Consider the following 11,065-nt stretch of genomic DNA (forward strand, 5'->3'; position numbering starts at 1 on the left):
ATCCGATGCCCCCCCCAACGCCAATGACCTGACGGAGCAGTATTCCCAAGTCAACATGGGTTCTGCTGACGGATACGTTTCGTTCTATAAACAGTGGCGCGTTGGGTCGGCCGTAATTGTGACCTAGCTAGTTGATTGAGGCTATGAACTGGCCGAACCAGATGAGTCCTTGCGGCCAAAGACCAAGCTTTGCCGCCGACCCGATATGCCCTTGAGCACCGACGTCGATGAGGGGTGAGCCCCAAGCGGAGGCGAAGGCTTCGGCGCGGTCGAAGTCGACTCGGTCGTCGTTACGGCTGGCGAGGACGACGGATGGGAACGGGAGCTGCTTCATGATGATGGGCTCGAAGCCGCGCGCAGGATACTCCGGCGTTTGCACAAGTCGGTCTATATCAGACGGTGCGACTAGGAATGCTCCCGCCACAACCGTAGTATCTGCTTGGTGCGACCAGCGCGTAACTAGCGCGGTCCCCAAACTATGCGCGACAAGGAGGACAGGTCGATTGCAGGAGTTGACCGCCTCCGAGAGGCGAAACGACCACTCAGAGTAGACGGGCACGTCCCAATCGTTCTGCTCCACACGGCGCATATTGGCGAAGGCCGCTTCCCAGTGCGTTTGCCAGTGGTCGGGTCCAGAATTGTGGGAGCCAGGGAGGACCAGAATGTCGAAGTCGTTGATATCACGCATCAGAATGCTCGGGTTGATACGGATTAGCACTCGTACGTTTGCGTCACCAAAAAATGCAGTGCTCCTGTGGCAGAGGAGTCGGCTGAATGTTACCCATATCCGTGTCGGCAGACGGACGACGTTAGGCGTAGCAATGGTCGGTGGTCCGGTGACAATGTACTCCGGTTTCAATCATCATCACCATCGTGCCAGCGATGCCATTCGCGGTGACGCTCTCTCCACTCGCGCTCTCGCCAGCGTTGCTCACGCCATTGGCGTTCCCGCCATGCACGCTCGCGCCAGTCGTCGTAGTATCCAGGCGCAACCACTACAGGTTGCGACTCCACGACTGGCGGCGGAGCGTAGACGGGAGCGGGGGCATACACGGGCGCGGCTATGAAAGGCAGCGGGACGCCGATGCTGACACCAACATTCACATGAGCCTGTGCGCCGGCAGATGCAACGGCGGCGACCGCCGCCAGGATGGCCAGCGACAAAATCTGTCTCATGGTTACATATCCTCTGTGAATACTGCCTACCCGAAAGGACCCCAGCCTCAGAAGGCCTGGCGTGAAAAGTCAGAGGCAGTTATCAACAGAAACGAGAGGAGTGGAATGCTCGTTGACGGAGACATCCCAGGATTTTGTATCCAAATCTGTCTTCATGGAGTTGATTCCGAGGGTGTGTCGCCTGGAACGGCAATGGACGACAGGCCATGGCGGCCAGCGGGGAAAGCTTGCACGCAGGATGCCGCCGTTCACCGCCGCCGCAGACAGCCAATATGAGCGTCCGTCTGAAGACTTGGGACGTGGCCGTGTCAGCTGCACGAGCGCACTGCTGCGTTTTCGTTGGGCAAATGATGGTGCCATATGAGCAGAGCACATCGCCGTCTCCCAGGGCTTTGGATTGAGCGCGACATATGGATATCAGGCTGTCACACGCCAGTCACTTGCAGGCCTTAGTTTGGCCGCCATCTGCAGAGAGAGTATGCGATGGAAGGTCTTTTGGGGCAGTTGGAAAAAACAGATAGTGGTCGCCATGAAGTGGCAGCACGGTCGGCAGCACTCGATGGTCGACACCGTGCGCTCCTCATTATGGTAGATGGCCGGGCCAGTTCGGGGGAAATTCTTGCGCGTGCCAAGCAGCTCGGACTCGATGTGAAGGCCGTGTTCCAGCTGCTGCACCCGGGATTCATCCGAAAGGTCGGCGAGCCCGATGACGAGGCTGCTGTTCAGTCGTTTGCGGAAATGCCGCCAATGTCTGCGAAGTCAGAAGTGGTCCGCCAAAGGCGGTCACTCGCCACGTCCAGGACGTATCTGATGGACGCAATGGCTCTAACCGTTCGGTACAATGGACCACCGCGTCAGGATGTGACTCATTGAAGCAACGGACCCAACTTCCGTCGAGCAGGTATTCGGGGAATTCCTTGAGATACTGCGGGAGATTTCCACGTCGTCAATGGCGGAAATGAGTGACTTGCTCCTACCCAACGTCGCTTACCAAGAAGAAAGCATGCCCATCGGAGCTGTAGAACACATCATGCATATCGGGCCCGTTGCACCTGTTGATGAGCAACCGCAACTCACGCTCGAACGCTGGCGGGTATACGAGACAAGTCATGGCGACCGCCATTTTATCGGGTACTGCGTTGAGGCGCGCGATAGCCGCGTGACTACCCCCATCCTGTCATTCGATGCCGGTGCGAAAACTGGAGTGACAGCTAGCGGGCGGCGATATCTACTGACAGGCTGGCCCTGCTTCGATAGTGACGCTGAACGCGTCTGGTCGTTCTATGCCTCACACAATGGCGTCACAGAGACGAAGGATGTCAGCGTGGAATACCTGTCGCAGGAAGCTCATCAGGATTGACGCAAAGGTGTTCGTGTCAATCCTCCGCAGCCATAGGCTGCTAGCGAGTGTGCATTCGGGCGTCGTGTCCTAGGTGGCTCACCTATGTTGTAGGCTATCCTTCCGTCAACCAATGCGAGGCCAAGGCCACGGGAAGCAGTGGCGGCGAGAAGTGGAAACCTTGAGCGAATTGGTAGCCCATGTCGGCCAATATTTTCCGCTGGCCCTCCGTCTCTACTCCCTCAGCTAGCATCGTTAAGTGGAGACTGCTCCCCAGCGCGGAGATGCCTCTGCAGAGGGAGCGACTATCGCTGTCGTGCTCCAGGTCCTTCACAAAGGAAGCGTCGATTTTCAGGCAGTCAAAGGGCAGCTTCGTCAGATAGGCCATATTGGAATAGCCTGTCCCAAAATCGTCGAGCGCCAGTCCGAATCCATATCCTTTGAGGCGACCAAGCACCGCCTGCGACTGGCGGGGGTCTGTCATCACAGCAGATTCGGTGAGCTCGAACTGTATCAACGAAGGGGCGTGCCCATGCTGCTGGATGCAGCGCAGCGCTTGCTCAGGGAAATCCTGGTCCAACAGTTGCTTCGCCGACAAGTTCACCGCGACGACCGGCGCCCTCCAGCCTTGTTGCTGCCAGTCCGTAATTTGCCGGCAAACTTCCTTGAGGCTCCAGATGCCGAGTGTCTGAATGAGACTGGAGCTTTCTGCTATCGGTATGAACTCCGAAGGGGTGACTGTTCCAAACTCTGGCGATTCCCACCGGCACAGCGCTTCTACGCCGACTAGTGCGCCTGTGTCGAGGCGAACCTGTGGCTGGTACACAAGGTGAAGCTCCGTCGTGCGGTCCAATGCCTTTTGCAGTGCTGACTCCAGCCGGAGCCGGCGCACGGCGGTATCTCCAAGGTTGTGGCTGTAAAACTGCAACAGATTTTCCCCGCGCACGCTCGCGCTGTCGAGTGCCTGGCTGCTGTGAGTCACAAGTTCGTCGGCCGTCGTGCCATCCGAAGGAGACGTGCTCATGCCGATATTCACGGCAATATAGAATTCTTGCCCGTCGAGCGTAATGGGGCGCCGGAAAGCGGCGAACAGCTCCTCAGCCAAGCGCAGAATTGTATGGTCTCCAACATTGTCCAAAAAGAAGCAGAACGTATCGCCGTCGAGTCGAGCCAAAGACGGCAGGTCCGCGAGGATGCGCAGCCGGTAGGCCACAACCTCAAGCAGGGCGTCGGCAGTGTGCTGACCCAGTGTCTCGCTAATCTTGCGAAGGCGAGGCATGCCGACCGTCACTACTGCCAACTTACTGGCCGACTGGGGCTGGCGAAGCAGCGCCATGTCAAGTTCCCACGTGAAGCCTTCGCGATTCAGGAAGCCCGTCACGGCATCCCGAATCTTCATGCTGCGTACCTGCTCGCGCTGCACGTTCAGGCTTTGACGCAGATTGCTACGCTGTTGAGCCACGATAAACAGGCTGCCTGCAACCGTGGTCACCAGGAATTGCGCCAGCGGCATGACAACGTCGATGGCAACGACGCCGCTCGCCATTTCTGCCAGAAGGAGTGCCCCCCATTGGGTCAATGTTGTCCACAATCCACTAGCAACCAATCCCACACCGGACATCGGTGCCTTCGCGGGGAAGTACTTTGGCAAGCAACGAGGCAGGACCTGTAGGCCAGCATATGTCACGAGGAGCGCAGCGACGCCTGTTGCCGCGCCGATGCCGCCAATCCAGAAACGCATGACGACGCCCACCGACAACGCGACTAACGCAGGAACGGCGCCACCGAATAGCACGGCCAGCGTCAGAACCGTGCCGCGCATATCGGCAATGACGCCAGGCGCGTACGCGACTGTGGTGACTAGTGTGACCCACATGGCCAATCCGAAGAGAATGGCCATGTGAACTTGGGCTCCTCTGGGATTCGGTAGCCAGGTCCGCAGCGCTATATAGGCGGCGGTCAGGCCAATCGGCGTCAGGGCAGAGAGCAGCACCTTCGGGATGTATTCCAAGTCCACCTTTGGCGTGAAGAATCGGTAGGCCGAGTGGCCAGCACGGAAGTTATTGCAAGTAGGACGCTATATTCGACTAGCGGGCTGAGCCACGGGAGAAGCACCCCCGTCTTAGTGGAAAATGTCAAGTATTTTTAGAACTTGCTTGGCGCGCGTGGCGCCTTCCTTCATTGATAGCCGCATGGATTTTTCCGTGAAGGGAGTCTCTTTCGGCCAACCTACCTGAAGCCCAAGTATGAAGTATAGGAAGGCAACTTCACTCCGCTCAAGAACCGGCTCTCGATGTAGTGCGTGAAGAGTGTAGAGTGACCACGCCTGAGCCAGCCATGTCGGCGGGAACTGCAGTTCTGGAAATACCTCCTTGATATTTGCCGCCACGCTGCCATCGAACTCGGGATTGGCTTCCCCCATGCGTTCCTGTAGCCAGGGGAAGTCTAGAAAATCCAGCTTGTTAAAGCCGAACAGGAGTCGGTCAACTTCCTCAGTGTGTATCATAATATTTAGGCCCGATTTTGCGAAAAATCGAAGCCTTGATAAAAGAATTGCCTTCTTTAGAGGTGAAATATTCGGTCGTCCGACTGTGATAGCCACGCAACGACATCCGGTACCTAGTTCTGCGTTGTCCCTGGAGAAATCCGGGGCTATCCTCCGCATGGGGCGCTGCTGTATCCAAGGTCGAAAGAGGCAGGGAGAGGCGGGCAAATCTAGTCATCTTGTCAGCTTTACCGGTGCTCAAGTAAAGCACATTGATTTTGGTCGATTCGTTCCAAAATGGTGCAAAAAATTACACTGCAATGCACATAACGAGGTTGTCAACGACAGGGGATAGCTGACGCTCGGTGTAACCCGCTTTGGCCAGCACCCGTAGTCCAGCGATACCCGTAATTAGCGTCATCGCGCTTGCGGCCGGGTCTGCATCTCTCTTAAGTTGCGCAGATTGCCGGCCGGCAATAAAAAGGGACTCAAACGCTGTCTTGATAGATTGGAACCCATCCCAGACTGCTCGACGCACTTCGGGGTCATGCAAGCACAACTCTATTGAAGTATTTACTAGCAGACATCCACGACCACCATCATTGTCCTTTACGATGTCCAACAGAAGCCTACGAAGGTGTTCCCGCAACTTCGGCGCGTCGGATGCTTCTCGAATGGCACGGACCTTTGCTTTTGCGTAGGCGTCGATGGCTTCCAGAAGCAACTGCCGCTTTGACCCGAAGGTATTGTAAAGGGATGATTTTGATAGCCCCATTTCGTCTGCGAGGGTGTTCGCAGGCAGGGCTTCATAGCCATAACGCCAGAAGGCGTCTACAGCTCGCATCAAGACCTCCTCTCGGTCGAATTCTAGGGGCCGTGCCATGTTGCTCGGAGTCTGGTAGGGACGATTTACGTCATGGGGTGATGTCTTGATTGTGCAGACATTTGAGGGCGGAAGCAAGCATCAATTGCTGCACCGCGCTGATGCAGCGCTTGGATACGCTCGAGAAGGTTTGAACGCCTGGGGATGGAGCGTCGCGGCTATGGACTAAATTAACGCGTTAAGTTTTGCACTAGGGACGGCCAGCAAAGACCAGTGCGCCATTTCTTTAGCCTTAAGTTTTTTCGGCCAACTGACCACTCTATTTGGCACCTTCGCTACCCCGCTTTAGTGGGGTGGGTCGGATGGTATGCGACGTTTTCTGGAACGCGAAGGGCAGGAGTGTCTGTTGGCAATTAGCCCGAACTATAGCGCTAACAAGGCCGGGGTATCGAGCACGCAATGCTGGCCGAACCCTGAATGTTATATATGTCTCCTCGTTTTGGACTATAGCCATTGCGAGGAGCATCGATAGAGAATTAGCTACCGCCAAAAGCTATAGAGCCAATGAGCCGACAAGTGCTCAGATATGCCGGGCAATGGCGGGAGCTAGCTGCTACCGACCATGCTGGCAGCACGGATTGCCAGTGGCGCAGGCGTTGACGGGGCAAACGGGGAGCATCATGAATGACAACATCGAGTCACCAGCCGTGTGGCAGGTGGATGGGGAGAACCGTCAGTCGACAGGCTGGAGGGACAGTATTATTACCGCAGACCAGGCGCCGGGGGAGGCGACACGCATCCAGGACGGCATACAATGCAGCCTGAAGCTACAGAGGGAGGTGCGTGCGCTGCGGGAGGAATTGAAGAAGGCACAGGCCGATGCTCTTCGCTATCAGGGCTTGCATGCGCGTGTGGTGGCTGCCACGCGACAACTTGAAAACGACCACGCGGCAGAGACTCATCGCCTGCGAGCAGAGATTGGCCAGTTCCTCGTGCGCCACCGTGTCTATAAGGTACTGAGCGAGCATTACGCGCTGGCCGCCTTGCGTTTCAGCGCCAAGACGCTGGCCGAACATCGAGACCGAGTGCTCCAGCACGTCCTTTTCCATAAACGCAAAGGGCGACCGCTCTCCGAGATTGGTGCTGGCGAGGTAATATCCAAGCTGCTTTAGGAGAGGCTAGCGGTTTTATGGCGGGAGCCGAACAGATTTGATGGTGCTCGGATTGAAGAATCAGGTCCAATCAAATGCGCAACTCGACAGTGCTAGCCAAATTTGGCTGCTTGGAAAACTGCCAGCCCGCTGCTAGTGCCGCCAGTGTGTTCCCCCATAACTTCAACACGAAGCGGCCGAAGGGGCGGGCCCCAAAAGAATAAACTCAATATCTACGTTTACCAAAAACTTCTGCTCCAGAAAGAGTCTCGTAAAAATATTAATTTATAAATCGTAGAGTTCTTGTCGGCCAACGCCTTGCGCCAGTGTGTCGTTTGAGGAGGGGCGGGGGAGCAAGCGAGTCACAATAACCACTCGGTCGACTTTGTCGAAGGTTGCATTAGCCTTTTGACGTCCTCTCCCTGCCTCGCCTTTGGCGCTGGCAGAGCCGGAGGGCAAGGGGATTCCTCCCGCAATGCTACCCTATCAGTCTCCCCCTTCCAGCAACGCGGACAGGTCGGCTGACTCAAGCGGCTTGGAGAAGAAATATCCCTGTCCGACATCACAACCCATGGATTTCAAGTGCGCGACGTGACTCGGGCTCTCGGTGCCCTCTGCGACGACCTCGATGCCGAGATTGCGGGCCAGGCTCATGATGGTCTGCACCATCTGCAAGCCCTCTTCACCACGGTCGAGCTGGGAGACAAAGGAGCGGTCAATCTTCAGAATGTCCAGGGGGAAGCGGTGCAGGTAACCAAGGGAGGAGTATCCCGTGCCGAAGTCGTCAATGCTAATGCGTACCCCACGTTCACGAAGCTGCGTGAGCACGGCGACGGTTCGTTCCGAATCCACCATGGTCACGCTTTCGGTAATCTCTAGCCTGACAGTTTCCGGACGGATGCCGGTGTCGGATAGAACCTTGGCTACCTGTTGGACAAAGTCGTGCTGGGCGAATTGGCGGGCGGAGACGTTGACGCTGACGGTCAACGCTGGTGTTCGCGGAAACTCCTTGTGCCAGCGGGCCATGGTTGTGCAAGCCTCCCGCAGCACCCACATGCCGAGGAATAGAATCATGCCGGTATCCTCGGCCACCTCGATGAAATCGATGGGATAGACCAGCTCCGATTCTGATTTTCGCCAGCGTACCAGGGCCTCCACGCCGACAATCTCCTCGCTCTCCAAGGTGACGATGGGTTGGTAGTGCAGGACGAACTCACCCTTTTGCAAGGCGCGCCGCAAGCTGGTTTCCAACGCGAGGCGACTCACGGCCCGCTCGTGCATCGTGTGGTCGTAGATTTCGTAACGACCCTTACCCAGTGTCTTGGCCCGGTACATCGCCAGGTCCGCGTGGCGGAGAATCTCCTCGGCCGATTCGTAGCCCAAGCTACTGGCGGCGATACCAATGCTGGCGCTGACATAGAGCTGCTCGCCTTCTATCAGGAACGGTTGCTCAAGCGCGCGCATCAAACGCTCGGCGATGCGTACCGCGTCATTTACGTCCGCAATACTGTCTAGCAGAATCGTGAATTCATCGCCGCCCATCCGGGCCAGCGTATCGTCTTCACGCGGGCAAGCTCCCAAGCGAGCTGCCACTTGGATGATGAGGGTGTCACCGGCGAGATGGCCGAGGCTATCGTTGACCAGCTTGAAGCGGTCAAGGTCGATGAAGAGCGCCGCAAAGACGAGCCCACGATGTCGATGGCTGCGCGCGACTGCACGAGCTAACCGGTCCGCAAACAGGGCGCGATTGGGCAGGCCGGTGAGTGGGTCGTGGAAGGCATCATGAATCAATTGGTCTTCGGCACGCTTGCGTTCGACCACCCGACCCAGTTGGGTGCCGATTTGCGCCATCAGATGCAGCAGCGTTTCATCGGCTCCAGCACGCGGTCGGCAAAGAACTCCAGGACTGCCGTCACTTCAGTCCCCAGCAGCACCGGAAAGGCAAGCGCCGCCTTCAGGCTGGCTCGCTCCGCCGCGCCAGCCCGAGGAAAATCCGGGTCGAGAGTAAAGTCCACTACCCAAGCCGGGGCTGAGCTCGCGAGCACCTTGCCCGGCAGACCGACGCCGGAGCGGAAATCCATGGCCTCCGTGACCTGGTAGAAATCATGTAAACGCTCGCCGTCCACACCGTGCCAGATGGAAGTCGAGAGTAGGCCCGGTTCGCCCTCGGCGCCATCCGCCACGTACGCGTGGCCAACCTGCCAGCCAGTGAACTGACAAACCGTGCGCACGGCAAACTGTAGCGCGTCGGCGACAGAAATCGCCTGGTTGGCGGCGTCGGCGATGGCCCCCAATAACTTGAGTTGCTGTTGTTTCTCGTAGAGCTCGCGAAGCCCTTTCTCAGCAATAGCTTCCGCTGCAATACGTGACTCGCGCTCACGCTGGAGCCGCCGCCGGAGTTTCTCGGTCTCCGCCTCGAGTTGCTGAACCTTGTCCATGGTTACTCAGATGGGCTTCGCGCCAAGGAAGGTAATGCGACACAGGCAGCCGGGGTCACCCTGATGCATGCACTGAAGATGGTCAAAACGCAGCGTCTCACCAAAGTGGTCAGCCGACGACGACTGGACGCTTGAGGACGCTGGTTACCCGCTCGCGCTTGAGGCGTGAGCAGAACTCTTCGAAGTAGCTCTCCATACTTCCCCGCTTGGCTCGTGACTTCACGACTTCGATTTGTGCGATGCGACCGCCTCCGAACAGCAAAGAGAAGTCGCTCGCCCTGTCCCCTTCGTTCCAGTCTTGCAAAAAAAAGCCGAGCCGTTGCGCAATGGAGTCCCAACAGGTCCTCTGTGACCTGGCGTGCAAAATGCGTCTTAGCGACCGTGCGACTCCGCACAGGCAGTCGGAAGCTGCTCATGGGTCGCAAAAAAAAGAACCCGCGCTGCCGGGGTGGTAGCGCGGGTGAAAATGCGAGCTGCCAGCGAATGGCAGTCAGAATTAGAATTTATTCATATCGGAAATTCAAGAGGATTTTGGCGTTCATGCATGTCTGCAATGTCATCTAGCCAAATGGTCTACCTCCTGTGTACACAGCCAGCACTTACTCTGTCATGGCGTGATGTAGTCGCGGGTTGTGATGCCGCTTGAGTTAGTGAGGTGGGTGACCCGTCAGCGAGCCCTGCGATGGCAGGACGGAAATCTTGCAAGCCCAATTGGCATTCTTGTCAATGTAGCCGGAGAGGTCGGCCGCTCGGCCGCGACGAACTCGCGATATCGTGACCGCAGGCAAGCCGTTAGCAGTCATGCTTCGAATTTGGTCGGCCATCTTCGCTGCAGTTACCCGCCCGCAGGACGTACCGAGACAGGCCGTAGCTGTCGTTCCGCCATTTCACATAGGCCAGGCAGAGCCGTGGCTTTCTTGTTGGGGGAGGCATGTGGTCGCCGTCATCCAGGTGCGCAGCTATTCCAGACCTGCTAGGGTTTTCCCATCCATGTGATTGATGGATGACTCAACGCAGATGAGGTAGTGTGAGAATTGCCGCAGTCTCCAGGTTGTTTCCAACTTTCCGTTCGCTCGTGAAGAGAGGAGATACTTAGATGGCACGAGACCTGCAGATACGCCCCGCGCAGGAGGCCGATTGGCGAGCCATTTCCCAAGTGCTCGATAGTTGCGGGTTGCCCAGCGACGACGTGGACCTGTCATCGAGCTTCTTTCATATCGCTGTGCTGGATGAAGAGGTCGTAGGCTGCGCCTGCGCTGAGCAGTACGGCCAGACTGCTGTTGTCCGGTCTGTGGCAGTTCTGCAGGAACACCGCGACCCCCGAGTCGCCACCCGCCTCGTCGGCGCTGTGCTAGCGCGAGCTTGCGCGGAGGGATGCACGAAGGCTGTAGTCGTTATGGCAGACGAACATAGGCCCTTTGGGCAAATTCACTCTTTGCTCACCGCGACGGATTCCATGCCGGAAGAGGTAAAGTTGTCGAAAGGACTTCTTCGCCGATTTGGCGCCACGGGTAATGATATGTGCCGACGGCTGGACTGAGGCAGCCGTCAATTCCGGCCCAAGGAACGCAGCGGTCTAGCCCTACTTTCGCAAAGCAAGGCGCTGGATCGGAGCTCTTGGCCCGTAAATCATGGACTGAATGGGCTCGGACG

General features: G+C 57.3%; 11 protein-coding genes. 4 read left to right on the forward strand and 7 right to left on the reverse strand.

Going from position 1 to position 11,065, the window contains the following annotated elements; genetic code table 11:
- Positions 1–127: 127 nt before the first annotated feature.
- Positions 128–688: an RBBP9/YdeN family alpha/beta hydrolase gene (locus ACGLHR_RS47965; protein WP_400102775.1), complete on the reverse strand. Its 561-nt coding sequence runs from the start codon at positions 686–688 to the stop codon at positions 128–130.
- A 167-nt stretch (positions 689–855) separates the two neighbouring features.
- The gene (locus ACGLHR_RS47970; protein WP_400102776.1) at positions 856–1,176 is read right to left on the reverse strand and encodes a hypothetical protein; all 321 of its coding nucleotides are present in this window, start codon (positions 1,174–1,176) and stop codon (positions 856–858) included.
- A gap of 483 nt (positions 1,177–1,659) precedes the next feature.
- On the opposite strand from ACGLHR_RS47970, the gene ACGLHR_RS47975 reads away from it, so the two are divergent.
- Together ACGLHR_RS47975 and ACGLHR_RS47980 are read left to right on the forward strand one after the other, a co-directional pair.
- Positions 1,660–2,049 (forward strand): hypothetical protein, encoded by a 390-nt coding sequence (locus ACGLHR_RS47975; RefSeq protein ID WP_400102777.1) that lies wholly within the window; start codon positions 1,660–1,662, stop codon positions 2,047–2,049.
- 94 nt (positions 2,050–2,143) lie between these two features.
- Positions 2,144–2,536, forward strand: coding sequence for a hypothetical protein (locus ACGLHR_RS47980; protein WP_400102778.1), 393 nt, complete (start codon positions 2,144–2,146; stop codon positions 2,534–2,536).
- 94 nt (positions 2,537–2,630) lie between these two features.
- On the opposite strand, the gene ACGLHR_RS47985 is transcribed toward ACGLHR_RS47980, so the two are convergent.
- The 3 genes from ACGLHR_RS47985 to ACGLHR_RS47995 all read right to left on the reverse strand — a co-directional run bounded on the left by ACGLHR_RS47985 (position 2,631) and on the right by ACGLHR_RS47995 (position 5,844).
- Entirely contained in the window at positions 2,631–4,526 is a 1,896-nt protein-coding gene (locus ACGLHR_RS47985; RefSeq protein ID WP_400102779.1) for a putative bifunctional diguanylate cyclase/phosphodiesterase, read from the reverse strand.
- 111 nt (positions 4,527–4,637) lie between these two features.
- On the reverse strand, positions 4,638–5,117 hold the full coding sequence (locus ACGLHR_RS47990; protein ID WP_400102780.1) for a hypothetical protein: 480 nt from the start codon (positions 5,115–5,117) through the stop codon (positions 4,638–4,640).
- Between the two features lie 193 nt (positions 5,118–5,310).
- Positions 5,311–5,844 (reverse strand): TetR/AcrR family transcriptional regulator, encoded by a 534-nt coding sequence (locus ACGLHR_RS47995; protein WP_400102781.1) that lies wholly within the window; start codon positions 5,842–5,844, stop codon positions 5,311–5,313.
- A 659-nt stretch (positions 5,845–6,503) separates the two neighbouring features.
- Here ACGLHR_RS47995 and ACGLHR_RS48000 point away from each other — a divergent pair.
- Entirely contained in the window at positions 6,504–6,995 is a 492-nt protein-coding gene (locus tag ACGLHR_RS48000; RefSeq protein ID WP_400102782.1) for a hypothetical protein, read from the forward strand.
- Positions 6,996–7,460: 465 nt separating this feature from the next.
- Here the strand turns inward: ACGLHR_RS48000 and ACGLHR_RS48005 are convergent, their stop codons facing one another.
- The gene (locus ACGLHR_RS48005) at positions 7,461–8,825 is read right to left on the reverse strand and encodes a putative bifunctional diguanylate cyclase/phosphodiesterase (protein ID WP_400102783.1); all 1,365 of its coding nucleotides are present in this window, start codon (positions 8,823–8,825) and stop codon (positions 7,461–7,463) included.
- Complete coding sequence (locus ACGLHR_RS48010) at positions 8,825–9,412, reverse strand: GAF domain-containing protein (RefSeq protein WP_400102784.1); 588 nt, start codon at positions 9,410–9,412, stop codon at positions 8,825–8,827. Before ACGLHR_RS48010 ends, ACGLHR_RS48005 begins: the two co-directional genes overlap by 1 nt.
- Positions 9,413–10,508: 1,096 nt before the next feature.
- On the opposite strand from ACGLHR_RS48010, the gene ACGLHR_RS48015 reads away from it, so the two are divergent.
- Entirely contained in the window at positions 10,509–10,952 is a 444-nt protein-coding gene (locus ACGLHR_RS48015; protein WP_400102785.1) for a GNAT family N-acetyltransferase, read from the forward strand.
- The last annotated feature ends 113 nt before the right edge of the window (positions 10,953–11,065 follow it).

Origin of the sequence: Cupriavidus sp. CuC1 (genome assembly GCF_044627735.1) — a bacterium.
Classification (GTDB): Bacteria; Pseudomonadota; Gammaproteobacteria; order Burkholderiales; family Burkholderiaceae; genus Cupriavidus; species Cupriavidus ulmosensis.

Excerpts from the sequence above, each read along its gene's own strand:
- ACGLHR_RS48015 (WP_400102785.1), top strand. The coding sequence starts at position 10,509 with ATGGCACGAGACCTGCAGATACGCCCCGCGCAGGAGGCCGATTGGCGA.
- ACGLHR_RS48005 (WP_400102783.1), bottom strand. The coding sequence starts at position 8,825 with ATGGCGCAAATCGGCACCCAACTGGGTCGGGTGGTCGAACGCAAGCGT.
- ACGLHR_RS47970 (WP_400102776.1), bottom strand. The coding sequence starts at position 1,176 with ATGAGACAGATTTTGTCGCTGGCCATCCTGGCGGCGGTCGCCGCCGTT.
- ACGLHR_RS48000 (WP_400102782.1), top strand. The coding sequence starts at position 6,504 with ATGAATGACAACATCGAGTCACCAGCCGTGTGGCAGGTGGATGGGGAG.
- ACGLHR_RS48010 (WP_400102784.1), bottom strand. The coding sequence starts at position 9,412 with ATGGACAAGGTTCAGCAACTCGAGGCGGAGACCGAGAAACTCCGGCGG.
- ACGLHR_RS47965 (WP_400102775.1), bottom strand. The coding sequence starts at position 688 with ATGCGTGATATCAACGACTTCGACATTCTGGTCCTCCCTGGCTCCCAC.
- ACGLHR_RS47975 (WP_400102777.1), top strand. The coding sequence starts at position 1,660 with ATGGAAGGTCTTTTGGGGCAGTTGGAAAAAACAGATAGTGGTCGCCAT.
- ACGLHR_RS47995 (WP_400102781.1), bottom strand. The coding sequence starts at position 5,844 with ATGCGAGCTGTAGACGCCTTCTGGCGTTATGGCTATGAAGCCCTGCCT.